Source organism: Phocaeicola sp. GP0067 (assembly GCF_031119655.1).
GTDB classification, from domain to species: domain Bacteria; phylum Bacteroidota; class Bacteroidia; order Bacteroidales; family Bacteroidaceae; genus Phocaeicola; species Phocaeicola vulgatus.
Genome location: NZ_JAVHZY010000003.1, coordinates 121,604 through 142,043 on the forward strand (window position 1 = coordinate 121,604; position 20,440 = coordinate 142,043).

33 protein-coding genes are annotated in these 20,440 nt (G+C 50.3%); 30 read left to right on the forward strand and 3 right to left on the reverse strand.

Translation table 11 applies throughout. The annotated features are described in order from the left end of the window. Window positions 1-15 precede the first annotated feature (15 nt). From RE317_RS03680 to RE317_RS03740, 13 genes are read left to right on the forward strand one after another with little or no spacing between them, the layout of a single operon-like run. Entirely contained in the window at window positions 16-264 is a 249-nt protein-coding gene (locus RE317_RS03680; protein ID WP_032577813.1) for a hypothetical protein, read from the forward strand. Continuing rightward, the gene (locus tag RE317_RS03685; RefSeq protein WP_032577788.1) at window positions 261-788 is read left to right on the forward strand and encodes a hypothetical protein; all 528 of its coding nucleotides are present in this window, start codon (window positions 261-263) and stop codon (window positions 786-788) included. Before RE317_RS03680 ends, RE317_RS03685 begins: the two co-directional genes overlap by 4 nt. Before the next feature lie 40 nt (window positions 789-828). After that, window positions 829-1,926, forward strand: coding sequence for a hypothetical protein (locus RE317_RS03690; RefSeq protein ID WP_032577790.1), 1,098 nt, complete (start codon window positions 829-831; stop codon window positions 1,924-1,926). 12 nt (window positions 1,927-1,938) lie between these two features. Next, on the forward strand, window positions 1,939-2,829 hold the full coding sequence (locus RE317_RS03695; protein WP_032577791.1) for a hypothetical protein: 891 nt from the start codon (window positions 1,939-1,941) through the stop codon (window positions 2,827-2,829). Then, on the forward strand, window positions 2,826-3,284 hold the full coding sequence (locus RE317_RS03700; RefSeq protein ID WP_032577793.1) for a hypothetical protein: 459 nt from the start codon (window positions 2,826-2,828) through the stop codon (window positions 3,282-3,284). Before RE317_RS03695 ends, RE317_RS03700 begins: the two co-directional genes overlap by 4 nt. Before the next feature lie 15 nt (window positions 3,285-3,299). Then, the gene (locus RE317_RS03705) at window positions 3,300-3,575 is read left to right on the forward strand and encodes a DUF3846 domain-containing protein (protein ID WP_032577794.1); all 276 of its coding nucleotides are present in this window, start codon (window positions 3,300-3,302) and stop codon (window positions 3,573-3,575) included. 4 nt (window positions 3,576-3,579) lie between these two features. Further along, window positions 3,580-4,059 (forward strand): hypothetical protein, encoded by a 480-nt coding sequence (locus RE317_RS03710; RefSeq protein ID WP_308821641.1) that lies wholly within the window; start codon window positions 3,580-3,582, stop codon window positions 4,057-4,059. 6 nt (window positions 4,060-4,065) lie between these two features. Further along, the gene (locus RE317_RS03715; RefSeq protein WP_101602782.1) at window positions 4,066-4,383 is read left to right on the forward strand and encodes a hypothetical protein; all 318 of its coding nucleotides are present in this window, start codon (window positions 4,066-4,068) and stop codon (window positions 4,381-4,383) included. 13 nt (window positions 4,384-4,396) lie between these two features. Continuing rightward, the gene (locus tag RE317_RS03720; protein ID WP_032534373.1) at window positions 4,397-4,576 is read left to right on the forward strand and encodes a hypothetical protein; all 180 of its coding nucleotides are present in this window, start codon (window positions 4,397-4,399) and stop codon (window positions 4,574-4,576) included. 12 nt (window positions 4,577-4,588) lie between these two features. Then, complete coding sequence (locus RE317_RS03725) at window positions 4,589-4,834, forward strand: hypothetical protein (RefSeq protein WP_057279729.1); 246 nt, start codon at window positions 4,589-4,591, stop codon at window positions 4,832-4,834. A gap of 30 nt (window positions 4,835-4,864) precedes the next feature. Then, window positions 4,865-5,521, forward strand: coding sequence for a hypothetical protein (locus tag RE317_RS03730; RefSeq protein ID WP_303266183.1), 657 nt, complete (start codon window positions 4,865-4,867; stop codon window positions 5,519-5,521). A gap of 43 nt (window positions 5,522-5,564) precedes the next feature. Then, a complete protein-coding gene (locus RE317_RS03735) occupies window positions 5,565-6,191 on the forward strand; it encodes a hypothetical protein (protein WP_303266184.1) in 627 nt (208 codons plus the stop codon). Between the two features lie 17 nt (window positions 6,192-6,208). Beyond that, on the forward strand, window positions 6,209-7,474 hold the full coding sequence (locus tag RE317_RS03740; RefSeq protein ID WP_303266185.1) for a reverse transcriptase domain-containing protein: 1,266 nt from the start codon (window positions 6,209-6,211) through the stop codon (window positions 7,472-7,474). 375 nt (window positions 7,475-7,849) lie between these two features. Here the strand turns inward: RE317_RS03740 and RE317_RS03745 are convergent, their stop codons facing one another. Beyond that, on the reverse strand, window positions 7,850-8,086 hold the full coding sequence (locus tag RE317_RS03745) for a hypothetical protein (RefSeq protein WP_303266187.1): 237 nt from the start codon (window positions 8,084-8,086) through the stop codon (window positions 7,850-7,852). 258 nt (window positions 8,087-8,344) lie between these two features. Between RE317_RS03745 and RE317_RS03750 the strand changes: the two genes are divergently transcribed. From RE317_RS03750 to RE317_RS03815, 14 genes are all read left to right on the forward strand, one after another. Beyond that, a complete protein-coding gene (locus tag RE317_RS03750; RefSeq protein ID WP_196045610.1) occupies window positions 8,345-8,824 on the forward strand; it encodes a hypothetical protein in 480 nt (159 codons plus the stop codon). Continuing rightward, entirely contained in the window at window positions 8,821-9,909 is a 1,089-nt protein-coding gene (locus RE317_RS03755; protein WP_303266189.1) for a ubiquitin carboxyl-hydrolase, read from the forward strand. The genes RE317_RS03750 and RE317_RS03755 overlap by 4 nt, the downstream gene beginning before the upstream one ends. A gap of 389 nt (window positions 9,910-10,298) precedes the next feature. Next, window positions 10,299-10,451, forward strand: a complete 153-nt coding sequence (locus RE317_RS03760; protein WP_303266190.1) for a hypothetical protein — start codon at window positions 10,299-10,301, stop codon at window positions 10,449-10,451. 12 nt (window positions 10,452-10,463) lie between these two features. After that, entirely contained in the window at window positions 10,464-10,751 is a 288-nt protein-coding gene (locus RE317_RS03765; RefSeq protein ID WP_303266191.1) for a hypothetical protein, read from the forward strand. 41 nt (window positions 10,752-10,792) lie between these two features. Then, complete coding sequence (locus RE317_RS03770; RefSeq protein ID WP_303266192.1) at window positions 10,793-11,023, forward strand: hypothetical protein; 231 nt, start codon at window positions 10,793-10,795, stop codon at window positions 11,021-11,023. 41 nt (window positions 11,024-11,064) lie between these two features. Beyond that, window positions 11,065-11,490: a hypothetical protein gene (locus RE317_RS03775; RefSeq protein ID WP_234207078.1), complete on the forward strand. Its 426-nt coding sequence runs from the start codon at window positions 11,065-11,067 to the stop codon at window positions 11,488-11,490. Window positions 11,491-11,501: 11 nt separating this feature from the next. Beyond that, window positions 11,502-12,086, forward strand: a complete 585-nt coding sequence (locus RE317_RS03780; RefSeq protein WP_032577803.1) for a hypothetical protein — start codon at window positions 11,502-11,504, stop codon at window positions 12,084-12,086. Window positions 12,087-12,119: 33 nt separating this feature from the next. Then, window positions 12,120-12,335, forward strand: a complete 216-nt coding sequence (locus tag RE317_RS03785; RefSeq protein ID WP_230297199.1) for a hypothetical protein — start codon at window positions 12,120-12,122, stop codon at window positions 12,333-12,335. A 1-nt stretch (window position 12,336) separates the two neighbouring features. Next, complete coding sequence (locus RE317_RS03790) at window positions 12,337-13,269, forward strand: hypothetical protein (RefSeq protein ID WP_032577805.1); 933 nt, start codon at window positions 12,337-12,339, stop codon at window positions 13,267-13,269. An 11-nt stretch (window positions 13,270-13,280) separates the two neighbouring features. Then, entirely contained in the window at window positions 13,281-13,544 is a 264-nt protein-coding gene (locus RE317_RS03795) for a hypothetical protein (RefSeq protein WP_032577806.1), read from the forward strand. 231 nt (window positions 13,545-13,775) lie between these two features. Then, window positions 13,776-13,985 carry a hypothetical protein gene (locus tag RE317_RS03800; protein ID WP_032577808.1) on the forward strand — a complete coding sequence of 70 codons (210 nt, stop codon included), beginning with the start codon at window positions 13,776-13,778 and terminating at the stop codon, window positions 13,983-13,985. A gap of 60 nt (window positions 13,986-14,045) precedes the next feature. Then, on the forward strand, window positions 14,046-15,050 hold the full coding sequence (locus RE317_RS03805) for a hypothetical protein (RefSeq protein ID WP_032577809.1): 1,005 nt from the start codon (window positions 14,046-14,048) through the stop codon (window positions 15,048-15,050). 3 nt (window positions 15,051-15,053) lie between these two features. Next, window positions 15,054-15,872, forward strand: coding sequence for a hypothetical protein (locus tag RE317_RS03810; protein WP_229101765.1), 819 nt, complete (start codon window positions 15,054-15,056; stop codon window positions 15,870-15,872). A 9-nt stretch (window positions 15,873-15,881) separates the two neighbouring features. Further along, complete coding sequence (locus RE317_RS03815; RefSeq protein ID WP_230297198.1) at window positions 15,882-16,160, forward strand: hypothetical protein; 279 nt, start codon at window positions 15,882-15,884, stop codon at window positions 16,158-16,160. Between the two features lie 33 nt (window positions 16,161-16,193). Here the strand turns inward: RE317_RS03815 and RE317_RS03820 are convergent, their stop codons facing one another. Together RE317_RS03820 and RE317_RS03825 are read right to left on the reverse strand one after the other, a co-directional pair. Next, the gene (locus tag RE317_RS03820; protein WP_195589105.1) at window positions 16,194-16,622 is read right to left on the reverse strand and encodes a hypothetical protein; all 429 of its coding nucleotides are present in this window, start codon (window positions 16,620-16,622) and stop codon (window positions 16,194-16,196) included. Between the two features lie 28 nt (window positions 16,623-16,650). Then, a complete protein-coding gene (locus RE317_RS03825; RefSeq protein ID WP_195589108.1) occupies window positions 16,651-17,586 on the reverse strand; it encodes a hypothetical protein in 936 nt (311 codons plus the stop codon). A gap of 307 nt (window positions 17,587-17,893) precedes the next feature. Here RE317_RS03825 and RE317_RS03830 point away from each other — a divergent pair, with 307 nt between their 5' ends. The 3 genes from RE317_RS03830 to RE317_RS03840 all read left to right on the forward strand — a co-directional run bounded on the left by RE317_RS03830 (window position 17,894) and on the right by RE317_RS03840 (window position 20,438). Then, window positions 17,894-18,706 carry a hypothetical protein gene (locus RE317_RS03830; protein WP_195589112.1) on the forward strand — a complete coding sequence of 271 codons (813 nt, stop codon included), beginning with the start codon at window positions 17,894-17,896 and terminating at the stop codon, window positions 18,704-18,706. Beyond that, entirely contained in the window at window positions 18,685-19,470 is a 786-nt protein-coding gene (locus RE317_RS03835; protein ID WP_195589115.1) for a hypothetical protein, read from the forward strand. Before RE317_RS03830 ends, RE317_RS03835 begins: the two co-directional genes overlap by 22 nt. A gap of 68 nt (window positions 19,471-19,538) precedes the next feature. Beyond that, window positions 19,539-20,438, forward strand: a complete 900-nt coding sequence (locus RE317_RS03840) for a DUF932 domain-containing protein (protein ID WP_195589118.1) — start codon at window positions 19,539-19,541, stop codon at window positions 20,436-20,438. The last annotated feature ends 2 nt before the right edge of the window (window positions 20,439-20,440 follow it).

Below are 20,440 nucleotides of genomic sequence, written 5' to 3' on the forward strand. Positions count from 1 at the left end.
ACAAACAGGAGAACCATGGGAACAAACAACTTATCGACCCACCGGCGTGGTGTGATCCTGCGCGGTATCTGCGGCGGAGCCGCATTGAAAGACAAGTCACCGCAGATTTCAGAAGACAATACTGTCATAACCTGTGGTACGGAACTCAGTATCTGGGATATCTGTGTCATATCGAGCGATGCCGAAGCCTTTGGGCTGCAGGTCAAGTTCGGTTATGACGGACATACGAGAATCACTTTCACCCCTAAAGAACAACCGGAATGAAATCATATTATTACATGGATTGCCTGTACCGTGAAATCTTCCTTGAAGAGGAGGATATTCAGGCCGTGCCGGAATCAGGCAGGGCAGACGAAGCCTGTTCTGCCATTGCTGGGAAGCCGTATGTCGTGGAGCAGTTCATGGCGGACTCTTTTCGGACCCTCAAAGACGCGGTCAGCCGCCTGTGCGATTCCCCCGATGTTAAAAGCCGCCACGACGCTCTGATGTATATCGTGTGGAGGGTGGCACTGGACATTAAGGAGTGGCGGACTCTGAGCCATAGCGAAGCCGCCGTCAAGGTAACCTGTGAGGACGGTTTCGTGTGGCTGCTTGTATCAGCGGAAAATGCCCGGAAGCTATGGGAGGCAGACGTATTCTCCCTGTACAGGCTTTATGCCGATGATTCGGAATCCCTGATCGAAAGCGAGGCGGATTTGGAATCGACCATCAAGGGCGGATACCAGATAGGTATTGAAGTGGGGTTCGCCTCTGTAATGGACCATGCCGCCCGGATGAAGCAACAATAAAAATCGGAAACAATCAAATAACGAAATCAAGAAGAAAGGTATGGAAACAACATTATTGACAAAGGAAAATGCCCACCGTGTGACCATGGTGCGGCGTGTGGATGCCCCGGAAAGCGAGCCGGTGGCGTTTCTTTTCAGGGGAAAGAGACACGGGTATTGCAGCTATTCCCACCTTGTCGGGAAGCCGGGCGGGGAAGAAATCCTCACCCCGGCGAATTTCAAGGACTGGGAGGTTGTGGAAGTGGCGCATCCGGGTTATCTGGAAGAATACTTCCGCCGGGCGTGCGACTCCTATAATCTCACCTCGTTCTCACCCGAAGAGCGGGGCGAAACGGACATCGCCTCGCACGAAAAGGAACTGCACGAGGATTTGCAGTCTATGCCCGAACAGCAGCGGGAACGTTACATGGAAAACTACAAACGCTATTTCTCGGCAATGATTGCCGCCAACAGCCGCTGTGCCAGCGCGATGATCACGGGACCTGCGAGATTTAACACCGCCCGTAACGAAAAGGCCTGCAACAGCCACAACAAGAGTGTTACGGCATTCAGAGAGTGGCGCGAACGTGCCCTCGAAGCGATACGCAAGGCCCTCGAAGCCGCCAAGCCCGAAGAACGGCGTGCCGAAGAGGAATGGCAGAGGGTCAAAGCTGACATCGACGACACGGCCGCCACCATCCGTGGCATTGATACGGGCACATCACGCGGTTATAGCCGCTCCCTTTTCGTCAGCAATCTTGCCGGACGGCTCTCCACATATGCCAACCATGGCAATGTCGAAATGATCGACCGTGCCGTCGCCCGCCTCCGCGAGTGGAACGGCAAGGGCGGGAAACCCGTCGTCACGGAGCGTCATTCCATCTTCAAATACCCCGAGATTGCCCGCAAGGTGCGGGAGAAACAGCAGGAACAGGCCGGCCGTGAGAACCGTGAAATACCGTTTGACGGCGGCAGACTGGTATGGAATTACGGGGAGAACCGACTGCAGATACTTTTCGACGGGAAACCGGACGAACAGACCCGGACACTGTTGAAAAAGACCGCATTCAAATGGGCGCCGAGCCACCAGGCATGGCAGCGGCAACTGACACTGGCGGCAGAATCCGCCGCACGGCACGTATTGCGTATCGACTTCTAACATACCGGCATCATGAAATACATCATAGATTCACGTTATTTCGACGGAACATGCCTCACGTCGATGTCGGATGACATGCACAGCGACTACGGCGGCGAGACGCTGGAAGCACTGCGCGAAAGGGAGAAGAATCCGTACCTGGTCGCTGTATCACCGGTACGCATGACACTGCTTGTGAAGCGTTATACCCGGGCACTTTGCAAGCCTTTCCATGAAATTACGGAGGAACGTTATTACGAACTGCTGGAATGCCTGCCTCCGGCCCGCATGCAGAGCGACTGGTTCTTTGTCGGGGAACCGTATTACCGAAACCTGTACGCGCTCTGTTTCGAGTCGGACGGCAGGTATTTCCGAGCGGAACGTCCCATACGTCTTTCCAATGCGGAAATCTACCGCCAGATTCGGGAACACATGGAGAAAGTAAACCTGCATCCCGCTATCGTCAAGAAGGCTTCCTTTGTCAAATATGTCAATTGGTACAAAAAGACGGTCACCTACATACCGTACTATTTCGAGTATGGAGGTAAAATATATTTCCTGAAGAACCTCGCCACTCGGACGGGATCCGAATTTGGCGACCGCCGGGAACGGAACGAGATGGCGGCATTGCTGAGGAACCTGCGCGGAAACCGCTACGAATACTGCACTTTCTACTCCCAAAAGAAGGACATCTTCGAGTTTTTTGACTGGCTACGGAAGAACAAATACACGCTGGAAATCCAGGGCGACTTGTTCGACTTTGCGGATGACCGCTCCCACGTGGACTTTCACGGCAATGTATGCGAGTATTCGGCCGTGTTCCATTACCGCATCTATTCACGCGAGCTTTTTGGCCATATCATTAACCAGCTACGCACCGTGAAACGGTATCACGCGTGGCATAAAAGGAGGGAAATACGATGAAAATCTCAAATGAACCTACCCCATACCTCCTGCTCAAGGCAGGAACTGACAGTGCATGGGATTGCTGCGACTTTGCAATCGTGTACCTGTCAAAAGAGTGGAGACAGACACAGTCCGGCAGGCTGGAAGCCGTCAAGCCATTCAAGGATGACATCAGTTTCCAGTCTTTGAACTTTTATGACATATCGGTTGGTTTTTACCAGCCGGACGAGGACGGGATACTGGGCAGCGAGGACTTGCCGGAAGACAATAACTGGTGCTTCGTGGAACTGACCGAAACGGAACTGGAAAGGTTGGTTCCGCCGGACAATGTGCTGGTCAGCCATATCTTGGCGGTATTTGCAAACGGGGAAGCCAGATACCGGGCGTACGGCAAACATACCGAGGAGCGATTCTGGACTGAAAAATTTCCTTTGCAACAGATTTTGGATATACTGGCGAGTCATGAATCTTAAAATTTCAAAGCAACTATGACAGAAATCATCAAAACGGACGGAACACGCCAACCCGTGCAGCCAGCCAATGGCTCAGACTTCACGCTGGAGGAGATGCAGGCGATTGTCGGCGGCTACATCGAACTGGTGGAACTGGACGGGAACACGACAATGGTCGTCAACGAGGAAGGCAAACTTATCCCTCTGTCCCTCAATCTTGAAGCGAGCAGGATATTCCGTGCTCATCACCCGACATCGAAAGACTTCATCGTCGGGGACGTACTTGTGTGCAATAACAATCAAATCAGATAAAATTATGGATAAAGAGAAAGCAAAAACGCTCAGCGAGACCCTCGCATGCTACAAAGAATTACAAGAGAATAACAGTGTAAACCTGATCGAGTTCCATACCGCTGACGGGCAGAAACACGGTATCGGCAACCCGGAAGCCATCAAGCTGTTGCTTTCGGTGGCCGTCATCGAACTGGAACGCCAGCTCCAGACCGCACAGTTCGGTGATATTCCGGAAAGCCTGGAGAACAGCCGCGAGTACAAGGCGGCCAAACAGCTGGAATACGCCATGAACGATTTGGGATTCAAGTCCGAACGTTTCGCCCAGGCGCTTCCTTATTTCCACAAGACACTGGAACAGACATTCTTCAGAACTGTAAAAGCCGGTATTCTCGCCATGGCGGAGCGTGACCCGCGCCGTATCGACGGGCGCAACGAGGCCTCTTACGAAATGTGCCGGATGCTGGCCCCCATGTTACAGGATACCAGACTTCCATTCATCTAAAAGGACATGTTCATAGACGAGAGGACACAGAACCGGATCCATGCCATCCCCGGCGAGAGCATTTCCCATAGCACGATGCGTACGCAAGACCTGATCCCGGTGTTCATGGATGTTATCCGTGACACACCGGAGTACGTGCAGGTGATGGATGCCGTTCCCGCCCATGCCATGGAAGACAAGGATGCTGAATGGTGGAACAGCGATGACGCGGCCGGATTGCTGGAATCGCTGTTCGACACGCTTGACAGCTGCTCCCCGGAGGATTACTATTTCGGTGCCCACCCCGGTAACGGCTCCGATTACGGATTTTGGAAAATGGACTAATGAATGCCGGAACATGATACGGATTAAAAAAGACAAGTGGCATGGCATCCTCAAAGACGGGATTTGTATCGGGCAAATCTATCTTGCCCGTGCCGAAAGCAGGAAATTGAGATACTGGGCAATCTCTTGCGTGAGTGGAATCGGTTTCAACACTTTCAATGAAGCCCGCAGTTATGCCAAAAATTTCCTTTAATAAAAGAACCGCATGATAAATTGGATACAACAGATGCTTTTGTGCCGCAAAAAGACGGACAAAGGCAGAATGACACTCGGGAAGGTGCAGGAAGAGTATGGCGGGAACGATGTATGCATGGGAGAACTCCTTGATGCCCTTCCCGCCGACGGACTTTCCATAGAGGAAGCGTTCGGGCTGGCTATCGCCGCCAAGAAATGGGCGGACGGAGACCGTTTCTACCGAAGTATCAACGATGGAGAACCGGAAGAATTGTAAACAACAACAGAACAATGAAGACAAAGAAAAATGGACAGATATGATTTCATAAGATTCGGGGAACAGGTACGCTGGTACAACGAAAGCGAAGACCTGATGGAAACCATGCAGGTGTGCTGCCCCGTATATCCTCCCGTGCAGGGCGACACAAGGGTACAGCTGGTATCCGCCGGAATAGAGGCGCTGCAATCGGGATGCGGGTCGGAAAAGACGGTCAGGGCTTCGCAGCTCGTGCCCTTCATAAGCCACTTCGGCAGGGGATACTGGGAGGCTCTCATACAGGCAGCGGACAACGGGGCAGGCACGGACCTGCTCGAAGCGATGATCAGAAACAGCTGTCTGGGCCTGGGAGAACAGATATGCCTGCTTTGTGGCAAGGTGTCGGCAAGCGTGCACGCTGCATTCTGCAGGGTATATCCCGAAGAGGGAAGCCTGCTCGACGTCATTGAGTGGCAGGGAAAGGAGTACCCCATAAGGAAGCTGACACTGTTCCGGGGGACGGAACAGGAAATGGAAACAACCGTATCGGTCACCGCATTGCAGAGGAAGCTCATCGGACGCAGGAGCGGCGCACCCGTTTCAAAAGCCGCAGAAAGGATCGATGAAGGTATTTATTATTACTGTGAACAGGAAAAGGAGTTCCTCCTCCCGCAAGAAGGCCTCACCGCATTTGTAGAAAGGGGATGAGACAGGGAAATGATACGATATACACAGATAAAGACAATTGAAAATGAAAAAAGAACCGAGTAAAACGCAAGAAAACGGCATATCGGATACCGGCATTCCCATGCCGGACGACATCCTGCCGAAACTTGTCAAGGAAAAAGATGCCGGCAAAGAATATATGGCCGCTACCCGTGAAAAACTTATGCGCCTGCTCAAGGAATACCTTGGGCAAAAATACGGGCGGAAAGTCCGCTTCATCCTTCCGACGGGTGATCCGGCCGGTGACCTGCTGGACGGGAAGGGATTCTATCCCTGTTCGGTGACCATATACGACAAGTACGGTTTTGCAGCCTGCAGCAGTGCCGTATCGGTAGAGCTGACTGCGGAAGGAAAAATTCTCATCCCTACCGACGAGGCCGGAAAAATCCACGACGCGGAAGAGTACCTCTCAAATGACGACCTGCTGTCCTTGTGCGGAACGGTAGAAGAATACGAACGGCTGTTGCCTGAAATCCGCAAGGAACTGGCAGAAAACGGGAACTGGAAAGAATTTGCCCGAAGAGTGCTGGAGGAAGAATTCCCGCAGGCAAAAGCTGAGGTACGGGAGGAGTTTATCCGGGACTGCTGGGAGAACCTGCAGACAGAAAGTTATAACCTCCAACACTTTGAACGGTATTGTCAGGAAAAATAACAAAAAACATACGAACCATGTCAGACAAGATATTACAGATGTTCTTCGATATCGGCCGGTGGAGAAAGGCCATTGAGAAAGGAGTGCTGAAAGACATCCGGAAAGACCAGCTTATCCGGCTGACCGACGAGCATACCCGTATGGCCATGGCCGATGCCATGATACAGGGGAAGTACGAAATCGCCCCCCCGCATACCGCACAGATACCGAAGGAGAACGGCGAGTTCCGTACGGTATACATCAACGAGCCCGTCGACCGGGTAGTGCTGGGCATTGCCAACGACCTGCTCTTTGAACTCATGCCGGAAATGGTACACCCCTCGTGTAAGTCCTACCAAAGCGGTATCGGCTGTGGTAGCGTAGTCACCGAGGCCAGCCGCCGGATAGCGGAAACGAGAGGCGGCGGCATTCTGGGCTGGAAGTCGGACCTGAGCAAATATTTCGATAGTGTGCCGATACGGTACATTGACGAGGCGTTCGACAAGGTCGAGGCCAGACACGGACGCTCCTCCTTAATTGACGTGCTCAGGAAGTACTACCACAACGATCTTTACTTCGATGAAGACAACCGCCTTCAAGCCAAGTACCAGTCCCTCAAACAGGGCTGTCCCGTGGCAAGCTGGCTGGCCGACGTGCTGCTCCATGATCTCGACGGGGAACTCTCAGGAATGACAGGCTACTACATCCGATACTCGGACGACATGCTGTTCATCGGGAAAGACTACGGGAAAGCAATGCAAGTGCTGGAACAAAGGCTCGGCGAGAAAAGCATGAAGCTCAACCCGAAGAAGGTGGAATACCTGATGTCCGACCGCTGGTTCAAGTTTCTCGGGTTCAGCATCAAGGGGGACATGATCTCCCCTTCGGCAAGCCGTATCAAGACTTTTCAGAAAGAGATTGAACGCCGCACGATCCGCAATCCCCGCACTACCCCGGCAAAAGCGGTCAATGCAGTCAACCGCTACCTGTATAAGGGCAACGGTGAGTTCAGCTGGGCGATCCAGGTGCTTCCGGTATGCAATGTCCGCAGGGACCTTGACGAACTGAACAAGTTCGTGATGGACTGCCTGCGGGCCGTAAGTACGGGCAAGCGGAAGGTAGGCGGTCTGGGATATGTCAGTACCGGGCAGGACGGCTGCATTGTCCGGGGCAAAGGGCGCAACGTGAAGGCGAACCGGGGCAAGACCCCGGGAATCATTCCGGGCTACCTGACCATAGGATGCATGCGCGGCGCCTTATTGACGAGCCGGGCGGTGTACAATACGCTGGTAGCATCGTTATAGGGCATGCCGGGCACACGGCAGAACAGGTGAACGGGCAGGTTATTCAACGTTACAGGCTTATAACCAGAATCCATATAGGAATTAACCGGTCTAACACCCGGTTAATCCCATCTCGATTCTGGCTGCGCCTGTAATGTATCGGGAAATTAAAGTCATGTGCCGTCTGTCCCGCACCCGTTACCGGAGCACACCGGGAAAGTTCAAGGAATAGGTTTGAGCATCCCGCGTACCGACGTCTTCTTTCCGAGTCTGAAGGCGGCTGACCGTCGCCTTCGGACTCCGCAGAAGACCCATACGCGGGATACATCGGAAGCATAAAGCCATGTGCCGGTATTATGAGAACTTTCAGTCTTTTCCAGCACGGGAACGTGCGGTTCAGGGGAATGGATTCAGCCCGCTGTCCCCGATAAGCCCGTATCGCGCCGTCGTATCCCTAACGTCATACGACGGCGCCATTCCGGCTTCCGCCACAGCAGACATCGGACCTGTAAAGGAACGTGCCGGCATTCCGGGAACCGCAAAAAGAACAGCACAGGGCAAAGGGGGCAAGGCCGGGATTTCAACAGAGCCGCGATTTACGCGGCTGGAACCTTTGTCATCTCCTGCTAACACGACAGATGACACAGGATCCAGCCGTACTCGCGGCCCGTATCAGGTTTTTAAAGGGATGTGCCGTCCGGATGAGCCCCCCTGAACAGAAGGTAGCGCGACCGCATATGCACGAGGAACCCAAATTCAAGATACAGTATTCAAGCTTGGTCCTGAGCCAGGCAACTACCTGGTTCAGGACCGAAGTCCTACTGTATTTATCAGGACTATAAAGATACGCGCCAGGGGTTTGAGTGCCATTAATTGTAAACAGGTGAGAAAATGGAAGATATTTACCGAGAAACCGTCACCGCCATAGAGAACGGCGCAAATTTCCGGATTGATTTCCAGTCCAGAAGTTTAAAAGTAAACGGGAGACACATGATACGGAACGGCAGGCATGATGGCGCTCCGTGGTTGCCGGAGTACGGCTGCGGGGATTTTTTCACGGATGTGGAGGAGCTGTACCGCCGCTATAAACATTCGATACCATCGGAGCGCAGCCAGAGCAAGTCCCGCCGGTATTTCATGGCATTGCCCGAAAGTGACCTCGAGGACGGGGACATGCTGTACGGGCAACACCGGGACACCGCTCAATTCGAGCTGGAATTCTATATCCTCTGCCGGATTATGGGCGGGTTCACATGGAATCCCGAAACGATGGGCAAATGGTTCTGGCAAAGCGAAAAAGACAAGGACCTGGTGATACTCAGAGAATGGGTGGAGCCCGGAAGTAATCAACTATTAACAAATTCACAATGAGCAGAAAGAAACAAGAGACAAAAATCCTGTGTCCCGGATGTGGCACGGAATTCGCCATCGCGGACAAGGAATTTACCGCCACGGGCATCGTTGTCGGCAAGAATTCGGGTTTGGGCACGGTCTATCCGGCGGTGGCCGGTCATAATCCCCCTGCCGGACTTCCCAAAGGGGCGCGCGAGCGTATCGAGGCGCTCCGAGGCGCTGGTGTGGACGTGAGCTGTCTGTTCGCCATGCAGGGAGCCGAGGGCGGCGAGTACGTCGCCTCCAACAAGGACGGGAAACTTACCATCCTGGATGACAACGACCCGATATTCGGCAGCATCATGGCACAGGGTACCGTTCCCAACAACCGTCTCTTCCGCCGGTGGGTCATGGCGCAGATGTTCCACATGATGTCATATACGCATCACCGCCGGAAAGAGCCGGCAGGGGTGACCGAGATGATCCACAGGAAAGGCTATGATTACCAGTGGAAAATGCTTCTGAACGAGCTGTACGCCCAGATGAAGATGGAACACAAGGACATCACGGGTTTTACCGAGAGAAACCGCTGGTTCAACCGTGATGTGGTTTTGGCCATCGCGAGCGACTATGTCAGTGCGCTGAAAAAACACGTGGGTAACCTGGAAACAAGAAAATGCAAGGGAGTTCCCTACAAGCGTGTACACGGTCGTAATATTTTCGTGGAGGACCTGCAATCCAAACTGTACTACCCGCTTTCCATCGCGATAACCCACATCAGGCACGCGCTGGACGCCACACAGCTTTACAACGCGGTCAGACAGTTCAATGACCGCCGTATCCGGCTGCCATGGGATACTCCTCAAAGCAAGGCATGGATGGACGCCTATAAGGGCGCCGGGGCGTTCTTTACCATGCAGAACCTGATCCGTTTCCACGGCTGCACGGCCATTGACGATTCGGGGCGCAGGCTGGACAAGTACCAGTCACTGGCGTTCCTGTCAGCAAAAGCGGAAGAGTATAAAAACGGAGAAGGATGGCGGTTGCTGGCAGTCCTGAAAAAAATGCTGGCGGACAACAATATCAACATCAAGAAGAAGATGGCGGCATGGCGTAAGAAGTAGGCCGTCAACCCGGTCCGTCCGGTAGGCGGCACGGTGTGGCGGGTCAGAATAAATCAGTACTCCCTCCACTAAAATGATGCTCATCCCTGTTAACACAAGATGAGCTTCTTTCAATGGAGGCATTACATCGAAAACGTAAAGAAATACCCCGGTTTGACGACCATACCACTATTCTAATCAAAACGACATAATCCTTTATACGATGAGCAAGAAACAACTACGACGCAGGGCTTACCTGCTGTACCGGTTACGAAAACAGGGTATCCGATGCCTGACACGTTGCCGGACCATCTTCTACCCTTACGGGGAGGATCCTAAATCAGTACCGCATATCTGCAGCCTGATAAGCGAATTCCATTTCCATGTCCAATTTGAAATACCCGCCTGACATGAAACCGGGAGACATTGCAACATTGAAAGTGGCCTACAAGGGCTATCGCCGTATAGAGCTGCTGGAATGGCTCCAATACACCTGGCTGGTACGCATCTGCGAAAGCGGTAAGGAGATCGAGGTCTATGAAGATGAGTTCGAAACGGATTAAAGGCACGGAACAATGAAAGGAGAACAACGGGAAGAACGCATACCGAACTTTATCGGCAATGCCGTCATTATCCTCACAGCCGCCCATCTGGGCTGCGAGGTGGAAATGCTCACCACCGCACAGGAGGTGTGGCGGACGAAACGCCTGCCCGAGGCGGTACTGCTGGGCATGTACGAGAAGGCCGCACGCAAGGCCGTGTCGGCTGTCAGGAAGAAAGGCCTGGCGGAACAGGCGGACCGTCTCAGAGAGATATTTTACAAGACGGGGGAATTTCCCCCGCCGGAAGAAGACAATACATAAAAAGGAGTAACAAATGAAAACAAGGACTTTTCAGGAAATATATGACTTCTGCCGTACGGACGATACCTACCGGAGTTATTTCGAGGCATCGGACGAGTCCCGCATTACCGGAGCAAGGACAAGAAAGTACTATTACGGCGACATCCGTCGCGGCCAGTGCCGCGTGGGAACATTCATCTACTGCCAGTCGATGCGACAGCTTGAAAGGTTCCTCGGGGGCGCAAGGCAGGACCACTACATCCATGTTGACCCGCCGGCCTGCCGGGAAGTGAGCCTCAAGGACGATATGTTCCCCGGTCAGGCTGCCTATATCGTGGTACACGTCAGACAATGGGGTGTGCAGATTGAAATCGAACACCCGCTGCATGGCGGATGGGTGCATTTCACGGCACGCTCCCACCGTCCCTTCACCAGGGAGGGGATCATAGCCGAGGCGAAGTCCTACATTGACGGCCACATCCTGCTGGCACCGGGAAGATACCGGGACTTGCAGCTGGAACATATGGTTTCCAAGGAACAGTTCCCCGCATGGTACAGGCAGTATAAAATGAGGCTGCACGACCGGGCGGAAGCCGAACATCGGGACATGGTGGACAGATACAGTCACAGGAACGACCTCACCTACGGGGAAGCCCATGACATGCTCGCGGCTTCGGGTATGTTCTTCGACCTGAACTGCGACGAGTTCGAGCGGGACGAGATTACGGAACAATTTGTAAGACTTTGTAACAAGACATAATACACAGGCAAATGAACCTATATAATCAAATCAAATATAACGGGTATCACATCAACATCTACTATGATGATGACGCCCGAAGCCCGCGTGAAGCGTATGACAATCTCGGTACGCTTTATACGGCACATCGTCGCTACCGCCCGGAGAAGGAGTTCGATGACCACTTCGATATTGACAAGGTTTTTGAAGGGCATATCGGAAATTTCCGGGAATCGTTCCTGAAGGAATATATCGCCCTGCTGGTCTATCTCTACGACCATGGCGGCATTACAATATCCACCTCGCCGTTCAGCTGCCCGTGGGATTCCGGATTTTTCGGCATCATCGCGGTACCGTTGGACAAGGTGCGCCGGGAATACGGGTGGAAGAACATCACCGCGGAACGCAGGAAGCGGATCGAGGAATATTTGCAAGACGAAATCAGTACCCTTGACAACTACTATACCGGGGAAGTTTTCGGGTATCGCATCATGCCGGAAAGTGACGATGACAATGAACTGGACAGTTGTTGGGGATTCTATGGTACGGAATGTCTGAAAGAACTGGAAGCCGAATGCAGGCATATTATCGACGGGCTGAACAAAGCGGCAGCATAAAATAGAAAAATACGCATAATAACTGGAAATACAATGAAGACATCATACGGACTTGAATTTAACACGGTAACAGAAATCGATCCTGAATGGAGCGACTATGACAAGACGATAGCAGGATGTCACCTTGCCAATGCCGGGGTGGTCATCGTGGATACGGAATACGGGCAACCGATAGACAACGAGCATGACCTTGAAGAGATCTACCGGATTCTCGAAAAAGAGAAGACGAGCCATCCTAAAAATAAATGATATGGAAGGAAAACGAGATAATAAGGAAATCAGGGTACGTCTGCACCATATCGACCGTGGAAACTGCACGGAAGTGTGGGAGGTGCAGACAGAGAAGGGTAAGCCCGGACGTTATCTAGGTCGTGATGACGGTTATGGACCGAAGGAGTGGTACACGCTCTGCGATGCTCCCTACGGCTATTGCGAACGCGACTGTCATGTGAGGGAGGGCCTCACCCTCATTGTCTGCGACAAGGATTGGAACGAAGTGTTGCGTGACGGCACGGACAGGGAACGCTTTCCCGAAAGTTTCCCTTCACAGGACGAAGCCTGCAACGAGGCATGGAGCAAGGTCGTGAAAGGGCTTCCGCATGTCACGCACAAAGGTTTTGGGCAGTGGATCACCAAACAGTCATTCCTCCCGCTCAGCCAGACCGAAGAATTGAATTGGCGGGATAGCTACTATGAGGAAGAAGCGAGCGAGATACTCTCACGTTTTACATGGATCGGTGAAGAGTACGCCATATTCAAAGTTGCCCAGAGACACACCAAGTGCGACGCCCGATGGTACGAGTATTACGCGGGGAAGACAAACCGGCAGGAACACGAGTGGTATATCCGTTTCTTCGGTTACGAGTACCACGACCGGCATATCAGCGATGTGCTCCGGACACTCGGAAGGCGGTGCGACGACATTATCCGTACTGCGGTGGAAACTCGCACGGACCACTATTACGGGCGTACGGTTTCCTATTTCATGGACGAGTTCATCGGTTACGACCTGTCCCATGAACAGGTCCGTGATGTCAAAGAGTGCAGGTTGCGCAAGGCACGGGAAGATTACAACGAAGCGAACGCCTACTATTACAAACTGAAAGAGAACGAGGAAAGCATCCGTGGTATCGAGGCAATACTGCTTGCCATGAGAGAACAAATGCTAAAAGCAAAAAAATAATAAATATTGATATGGAAACAAGTAAAACGATTAAACCAGAAGAAAATGCCGAAGTATCCGAGATGCTCGGCTATGTCATGGGGCAGCTGAAACACAACGGTGGTAAATGGGACCTGACCGATGATGCGGGCAAGCCCGTCATCTTTGATGCGGAAAAGAACGTGTATATTCCTGATATCATGCTTTCAAAAGACTGTATTCCTTGTGCGGTAATCCCGCTGGGATATTTCGAGGATGACACGATCCGTGCCATCGTGGAAATGATTTCCTTGTAATAATCCTCCAAATGAGATTCAAGGACAACAGGCTGGACAACCTTCATGACCGGAAATGAGAGGAACGCGGTTTCTGCTGCATGCAACTGATCATATTCCTTACAGACAATGGAGTGAAGAGCTGGGATGAATGGCACCGGGCGCATACCGATGCGGCCCGGGGCGAATGCAGATACCGCAAGCGGTGCCCGGTTTATGAACGTAACAGACATTTAATGAACAATAAATAATATGGTACTTAATATTGTAAAAAACGACCTGCCTGCCTCACGCATTGAAGAATATGTAAGATGCGTGTTTGACAATGCCAAAGTAAACATCAAAGATGAAAATGCAGTATCCGTCGACATCGAAGTGACCGGAAAGAACGAGCTGCACTCTTTGGAAGGATTAAAAGAGTTGGAATACTATTTTAAAGATTATGACATAAGAATATGGTGACCGCCATGCAACGGGCGGCAAACCGGAAACTGTCCAACTACAGATAAAAAAACAAGCAACATGAAACAAGAGAATCCCACAGTACCGGAAACAGGCAGAATTTTTCCGGAAGATGATGACGCGCTTTACCGTGAAATGACAGTGCACATGCCTGGTTGCTATTTCCCGACTTCGCTAAGCGAGGATGGCATCCACGAATTTGCCGGGGAGGAATTTCACCGCATCAGGAATATTGTCTGCCGGCACTATAACTTCAACGAGGACAAATATATCCAAGAAAACGCCAGCGTATCCCCTTTCGATTCCGTCCAAGACAACTTCGAGATGGAAGTGTACAGGCGTATCCGTAAGGATTATGTGCAACTCAGTGTCATCTCCATCAGAGAATCACTTTTGAGGAAAATTCGCCATGCCGTGGAAAAAGAGAACAATATTATCGGCACGTTTTACCGTAACCGTGGCGTACATTACCGGGAGTCGGAATCACCGGAGTATGAAACCTCCCCGATAGTGGTGGTCCATAATCCCGTTTTTTACGGATACGGCGGTTACGAAGGTGCGACAGTTTATGAACTTTTCATCGACGGGAACGGCAAACTGCTCTGCACGCTCAACGGTGAGGGCGGCGAGGATTTTGATGAGCCTGCCGAAAACGTACAGACCGAAGGACTGCTTAATATCACCCACTGGCTGGAAGAATACGGGTTTATCCCTGATGATACTGATGACGACGGGATTACCGTATGCGACGAGTGCGGTTCAGACAATATCCAGACACAGGCATGGGTGGATCCGAATACCCGCATATTCATTGGCACTACGGGCATTGACCGTGAGGACAACTGGTGTGACGAATGCGAGGACCATCTGCCCTTTACCACGCTTAAAAAATTTAAGGAACGTATGCAGGAATGGTGGGATTCGCTGGATTCAAATCAGATGGAGAAGATTACAGGCTACCGTCAGAACAAGCGTCAGGCATTTGTAAATGCCTGCAATATATGGTGGGAAAACAAGAACTACGACGAGAAACGTAAAATATGGAAAGAACATAACAATTATTGACTCATGGTTTACAATCTTCTTAAACATATACAGAACCTGTTGGTCTCCAAGCCGTCCGAAACAAAGGAGGAATTGGAAATCCTAAATCTGGTCAACCAGACGCTTCCTACAATGCTCAATGGGTGTGACACCGAAACACTTGCCCCCAATGAACTACTGGTACGGATATGTCCCGACACCAAACATCCGGTCCTCGTATGCCATGACGGCAACGGGCAGTGTCTGTGCCTGCATAACGGGACAACGGAAGAGGATGCCATTGACGTGGACTTATGGCTGCGTTCCAATGGTAAAGACTGTAATGGCGGTTTCAAATTGTTGGAAACCGTTGCTGATCTGGCCTATAATGCCGGGGCGGACGACCTCTGCAAAGACAAGGATTCCCGTGCGGTCATGGCCGATATCGTTGAATGGGCCAAAGAATTTTCTGAACATCATGCGAAAACTGCTTGGGAAACTGAAGACTACATTTTGTCAATTGACAGATTCTATCGGAAAAAAGTTCCGACGCAGATTGGTAACATATATCTGTCCACTGTAAAGCATAATCATGCCGGTTCCCCAGAAACGTCAGTAGAAGAAACGGACAGCTATGAGACTATGGAAGATGTTCTTGCCTCGGAAGAGAATTGTGAAACTTTTATTGAAACGCTTTTGGGAGAGATAAACAGCGATGATGAGACTTGCCGCCATAAGGCGAGAGACTTGATAAGTTCCTACCGTATAGATGATTGTGAAGGATTGCTAATGGCTCTTTGCGGTTGGTCCATGAAAACTCTGCTGTCAAAATATAGGAAAAATAAGGAGGACGACAATGGATAGGGACTTGGATTGAACATCATCCGGGAGCAGCGCATCCCGGACGGACAGGAGTTACAGACTTACGAAGCCGAACGCCCGCATGAATTTGGTGGATTCCAAAACGAAGAGGAACAGCTTGACGACTTCGACCGCTGGCTGCAGGTTGGAGGACGAACACTTTTACAAGAGAATGCAGGAAATCAATCATTGGTCATCATTGTAGCCCAGCCCGGTAATGAACAAATAAAAAACGAATTATCCGGTAAACTCCCTCTTGTAGTCGGTTCTCGTTTTTCTCCTGATTCATGAGTTAAACGGAGATTCAGCATTCCACTGTGAGTTTTATTTTTGTAGGGATTTCGTATCACAGCTCCCCTCACGAAAGGATTGCAGCAATTCCAAAAAAGCGGGAACATCCTGCGGATATAGGAATGCACGCTCTTTACCGTTGTAACGGATGACCGCCCTGGTAAGCAGGAGCCCCCTCTCCAGAGAGGCGCTGTCTATTTTCTGAATATCAATTGTTTCACAGAAAAGACTGTTGGACGGTTTGTAGACCAGTTCTCCTCCGTCTGTAACCACTATTTTCATTCTATGGATGAGAATATAGTAGATAAAAAGACAGGGAATTCCCCAAACAGGCACATTGTACAAAGTCTCCGTGACGTTACGGGTTACCACATAACAAGCAAAAAGATAAGTAAAATAAACAGCCAGAAGCCCCAGCATATACCACAACTTATATTTGAAACTGACCTGTATTGTTTTCATATGGAAAATATAGATAAAAGTTAATATATCATTGGACTGTTGTCCAATAAAGTTTACTATTCACTATAATGTTATCCAAAATTTTAAAGCTTTGCTTTTGTGTTTCCGAAATATTAGAATCATCTATGATCTTATAAAGTTTTTCTCCATATTCTATAGTCTTTTCATTTTCCAAGTAGAGTATGACATTTGATATTTTACTACATATTTCTTTTATGCTACTGAGCTCCTTTACAGATATCCCTAATGCTTCACCTTCCGACTCAAAACTTGTAAAACTCTTGTCGAGAGTCTGTTCATCATCTGGATTGAGCGTGTTTATAAAAATAGATACAGGGGAGGAAAAGGCTGCAAGTTCATTTTGAACTGAAGCTCCAGAATGTACCTGTTTTTTTTCATCAAGCATAGCTGTTATATCTGTGAATAACTCTTCCATGTCTACCTCACCGTTCTGATCAAGATATGTCTTACCCGATTTTGCGATCTCTGCCAACAGCATATTATGATAATAACCGACAGAATCAACAAACGTCATATTTCCTCTTTCGGGTGCGAATATAACCACTGGAACAAAAGCCTGATTGTCGGTTCCTGTGGACGAACTGCTTTCAACTTTGTCCAGAATATTACCCAAATATTCCTCATATGCCCATGAAGCTCCTGTGCCTATAATTGTTCCTCCTATGGGAGTAGTGGCCGCTGAAGCCACAGCACCGACAGAAGCGTCAACAACTGCGGATAAAAATCGGCTTCCCCATTTCCTAATATTGGTGCGCGTAGTATAAGGAAGATAATTATCATTAAGACTGTCAACGGCAAGAAAAAAAGCATTCAGCTCCATATCCGTATCTTTTTCGGAGATTTCAATAAGCTGGGGAATGGGATCAACTGGCATATCTGAATTATTACAACCACTGACTAAAAGTAAAAAAAATAAAAGATGGAAAAAGGTTAAAATTTTCATGGCGTGATTTTTAGGTTAGACATTGATCAAAGATAAAATAATATAATCAAAAAAGCAAGCACCGGGGCTATTTTTTATTGTATCACTGTTTGAAACAATCTTTATGTAGCAATCTGTTCTGCCAAAGGTGAAACGTTCAGGCCGAATACTTTCATTTGAACAAAAATAAACTATGAGCAAACAGCCTGCCTTGGAGCGGTCATAGATGATTCCAGCCCCTTCATACTCCAATTAGGTGCATGGGCTGACAATACTATAAATGAATTATCCAACCTTGTTTGGATTTTAAATCTAAAGAAATAAAATTATGGTAAGAGAACTTTATCAACGACTCAGGGACTATTTGAACAACCTACCCGAACCAACAGAAGAAGAAAAACTATTTATTCGGGAACTGAACGCCGGGTATTTCCCCATCACGTCCGTCCATCGCGATGACCTGGAAGGGAAAGGTTTCGATGTGAAAAAGATCAGCGATGACGACATGCGGAACTTGGCGGAAAAGATGGCGAAAGATTACTATGAACAGTTGTTCTGGCCCAGTATGGAAATTATCGCCGGAGAAATCCTGGGTTTTCCGAAAGTAAAGAACAAAGATATTATCTGTCCGAAATGCAATTCGGAAAATATCCGTTATGATATTCACGAAAGCCGGTTCCACTGCGACGAGTGTTCCCTGGCATGGGATGACATACTGTATGTGCTCGTGGAATTTCCCGAGGACAGTGCCCCTTTCGAGGAAGAAGGAACCGGTTACCCGGCATGGGAAAGCGGGGATAACGGGGCGCTTTACGTGTCCGAGGAAGACTATATACGCCATACCGGCAAATCTCCCAATCGGGACAAATGTTACCGTGCCGTATGCTGGCCGGACTCCCAGAAATACATGGAGACAAAGGACTGTGAACCCATACAGGGTGAAAGTGGGATACGGGATTTCGGCACATCGGCATACTGGGTGCCGCTGATTCTGAAGGAAGAAGCGGCAGGTCGACGAATGGATAAGAAAAAGGCACCGGTATGCCCCGAATGTAGGGGCACAGATATTGACATTCTGAGTGACGAGGGCGTGGCTGTATGCAATGGCTGCCGCCTTGAATGGCCTTACGTGGAGGATTGAGAATGGAAACGGTAGATGTTTATACGGAACGTGGCGATCTGGTCACCTGTTCCGATTGCGGCAAGGTGATGCTCCTGCCGTATGGAGCGGATAAATGTCCCGCCTGCAAAAGAGAAGGTTGCCTGGCATGGACGGACGAAAGCTTGCGGGAAGCCGACATCGACTCCCTGCTTGAGAGGCACTGTAACCCGCACCAGAAGAGCGAACTGCAACCGGAGGAGTATCTTTCACTTTCCATACTGGTGACCGAGTATATTCCGTATCTGGCCGATAAACCGCAGACTGCGCATGAAACCCTGTCACTGCTTCTTGAAACCGGCTCTCTTTTCGAGAAATACTGGCGAGATACAAGATGCTTCCAATCCGAAAATATCTACACGCCCGCCATCAAGGTACTGCTTGACAAGCTGGACGTGAAACTGCGAGAGGGCGACACGATTCCGGTAGAATACCAGGATTGCCACTCCTTGGGAGACTTCTTCCGGGTCGTTGCCGGCGAGCGTCCGGCAAAGGAAGAGGTATCGTTTTCTTCAGATGAGGAGGGAAACTATTATTTCAACGGGCGCAAGGTCAAGGTGGAAAATTCTGACGAGTACGCCTACCGCCTGTTGAAAACCAAAATACAGACGAGCTACCGGCGTCCGGTAGATTTTTACTTCCGCTTCCTTGCCCGTTTCGGACCATACGGAACTTATGGCAACGTGTATTACCCGAGTATCACGGACTTGATATGCAGGTGCTACCTGCCTAAACTCACAAAATGAATCCTGAAAAGGCGATGGACGACGCTCCACCGCCTTTCTTATTGTATAACTTTTTAACACCAATCATTATGGCAACAGCATTAGCAACAACGGCTGCCCCCGTGCAGTTCGATTTCCAGAACAACAACGTCGAGGTGATGACGCTCGACACGCTCCGGCGCACACACAAGGAGAATGACATCTACGGCAACCCGCTCAAGGGAATCTACCATTACGAGGTGATAGAGCGCATGGCGGGTTTCTGCCAGAAACACAACCTGAACTACGAGGTGGAGGAAATCTTTGCCGCTCAGAACAAGAACAAAGCCCAGCCCGGCGTGGTCGTCCTGCCCCAGGTGGAACAGAAGTTCGGAACATCGGCTGTCGAGGCACATATTCTACGCCGTGTCTACACGACCATCCGCATCAAAGAATGGGAAACGGACGAGTTGACCACCACGCTGGTCGTTGCGTTCCATCAGGACGGCATACAGGCTGCAATAGGCCCCTGCGTTAAAGTGTGCCACAACCAGTGCATCCTCTCTCCCGAACGCAGCGTTTCGAACTATGGGAAAGAAAAGGTCTCCACCGAACAGCTTTTCGAGCGCGTGGATGAATGGTTGTCTAACTTCGAAGTGCAGATGAACGAGGACCGGGAACGTATCCGCCGTCTGAAAGCGAAAGTGATTACTCCCGTGGGAATGTACGCCTACATCGGCCTGCTGACCGCCTTGCGCGTATCACATGACAGTTCCGACAAACGCCTCTCTTCCAAGGTGGAAACCTACCCGCTCAACCAGTCCCAAATTTCAATTTTTACCGAGGATCTGCTCAAACTTGCCGAGGAGAAGAAAACACTTACAGCGTGGGACATCTATAACGTGGCAACCGAAATCTACAAACCCGGCCGTACGGACATTCCAGCCATGATTCCCCAGAACGGGGCATTGGCCGAGCTGATGCTCTCGGAAAACCTGCCTGAAGCCTGACC

What these genes read in the sequence shown, in the direction of transcription:
- RE317_RS03680 (WP_032577813.1), top strand. Translation starts at nt 16, where the DNA reads ATGGGAACAAACAACTTATCGACCCACCGGCGTGGTGTGATCCTGCGC.
- RE317_RS03685 (WP_032577788.1), top strand. Translation starts at nt 261, where the DNA reads ATGAAATCATATTATTACATGGATTGCCTGTACCGTGAAATCTTCCTT.
- RE317_RS03690 (WP_032577790.1), top strand. Translation starts at nt 829, where the DNA reads ATGGAAACAACATTATTGACAAAGGAAAATGCCCACCGTGTGACCATG.
- RE317_RS03695 (WP_032577791.1), top strand. Translation starts at nt 1,939, where the DNA reads ATGAAATACATCATAGATTCACGTTATTTCGACGGAACATGCCTCACG.
- RE317_RS03700 (WP_032577793.1), top strand. Translation starts at nt 2,826, where the DNA reads ATGAAAATCTCAAATGAACCTACCCCATACCTCCTGCTCAAGGCAGGA.
- RE317_RS03705 (WP_032577794.1), top strand. Translation starts at nt 3,300, where the DNA reads ATGACAGAAATCATCAAAACGGACGGAACACGCCAACCCGTGCAGCCA.
- RE317_RS03710 (WP_308821641.1), top strand. Translation starts at nt 3,580, where the DNA reads ATGGATAAAGAGAAAGCAAAAACGCTCAGCGAGACCCTCGCATGCTAC.
- RE317_RS03715 (WP_101602782.1), top strand. Translation starts at nt 4,066, where the DNA reads ATGTTCATAGACGAGAGGACACAGAACCGGATCCATGCCATCCCCGGC.
- RE317_RS03720 (WP_032534373.1), top strand. Translation starts at nt 4,397, where the DNA reads ATGATACGGATTAAAAAAGACAAGTGGCATGGCATCCTCAAAGACGGG.
- RE317_RS03725 (WP_057279729.1), top strand. Translation starts at nt 4,589, where the DNA reads ATGATAAATTGGATACAACAGATGCTTTTGTGCCGCAAAAAGACGGAC.
- RE317_RS03730 (WP_303266183.1), top strand. Translation starts at nt 4,865, where the DNA reads ATGGACAGATATGATTTCATAAGATTCGGGGAACAGGTACGCTGGTAC.
- RE317_RS03735 (WP_303266184.1), top strand. Translation starts at nt 5,565, where the DNA reads ATGAAAAAAGAACCGAGTAAAACGCAAGAAAACGGCATATCGGATACC.
- RE317_RS03740 (WP_303266185.1), top strand. Translation starts at nt 6,209, where the DNA reads ATGTCAGACAAGATATTACAGATGTTCTTCGATATCGGCCGGTGGAGA.
- RE317_RS03750 (WP_196045610.1), top strand. Translation starts at nt 8,345, where the DNA reads ATGGAAGATATTTACCGAGAAACCGTCACCGCCATAGAGAACGGCGCA.
- RE317_RS03755 (WP_303266189.1), top strand. Translation starts at nt 8,821, where the DNA reads ATGAGCAGAAAGAAACAAGAGACAAAAATCCTGTGTCCCGGATGTGGC.
- RE317_RS03760 (WP_303266190.1), top strand. Translation starts at nt 10,299, where the DNA reads ATGAAACCGGGAGACATTGCAACATTGAAAGTGGCCTACAAGGGCTAT.
- RE317_RS03765 (WP_303266191.1), top strand. Translation starts at nt 10,464, where the DNA reads ATGAAAGGAGAACAACGGGAAGAACGCATACCGAACTTTATCGGCAAT.
- RE317_RS03770 (WP_303266192.1), top strand. Translation starts at nt 10,793, where the DNA reads ATGACTTCTGCCGTACGGACGATACCTACCGGAGTTATTTCGAGGCAT.
- RE317_RS03780 (WP_032577803.1), top strand. Translation starts at nt 11,502, where the DNA reads ATGAACCTATATAATCAAATCAAATATAACGGGTATCACATCAACATC.
- RE317_RS03785 (WP_230297199.1), top strand. Translation starts at nt 12,120, where the DNA reads ATGAAGACATCATACGGACTTGAATTTAACACGGTAACAGAAATCGAT.
- RE317_RS03790 (WP_032577805.1), top strand. Translation starts at nt 12,337, where the DNA reads ATGGAAGGAAAACGAGATAATAAGGAAATCAGGGTACGTCTGCACCAT.
- RE317_RS03795 (WP_032577806.1), top strand. Translation starts at nt 13,281, where the DNA reads ATGGAAACAAGTAAAACGATTAAACCAGAAGAAAATGCCGAAGTATCC.
- RE317_RS03800 (WP_032577808.1), top strand. Translation starts at nt 13,776, where the DNA reads ATGGTACTTAATATTGTAAAAAACGACCTGCCTGCCTCACGCATTGAA.
- RE317_RS03805 (WP_032577809.1), top strand. Translation starts at nt 14,046, where the DNA reads ATGAAACAAGAGAATCCCACAGTACCGGAAACAGGCAGAATTTTTCCG.
- RE317_RS03810 (WP_229101765.1), top strand. Translation starts at nt 15,054, where the DNA reads ATGGTTTACAATCTTCTTAAACATATACAGAACCTGTTGGTCTCCAAG.
- RE317_RS03820 (WP_195589105.1), bottom strand. Translation starts at nt 16,622, where the DNA reads ATGAAAACAATACAGGTCAGTTTCAAATATAAGTTGTGGTATATGCTG.
- RE317_RS03825 (WP_195589108.1), bottom strand. Translation starts at nt 17,586, where the DNA reads ATGAAAATTTTAACCTTTTTCCATCTTTTATTTTTTTTACTTTTAGTC.
- RE317_RS03830 (WP_195589112.1), top strand. Translation starts at nt 17,894, where the DNA reads ATGGTAAGAGAACTTTATCAACGACTCAGGGACTATTTGAACAACCTA.
- RE317_RS03835 (WP_195589115.1), top strand. Translation starts at nt 18,685, where the DNA reads ATGGCCTTACGTGGAGGATTGAGAATGGAAACGGTAGATGTTTATACG.
- RE317_RS03840 (WP_195589118.1), top strand. Translation starts at nt 19,539, where the DNA reads ATGGCAACAGCATTAGCAACAACGGCTGCCCCCGTGCAGTTCGATTTC.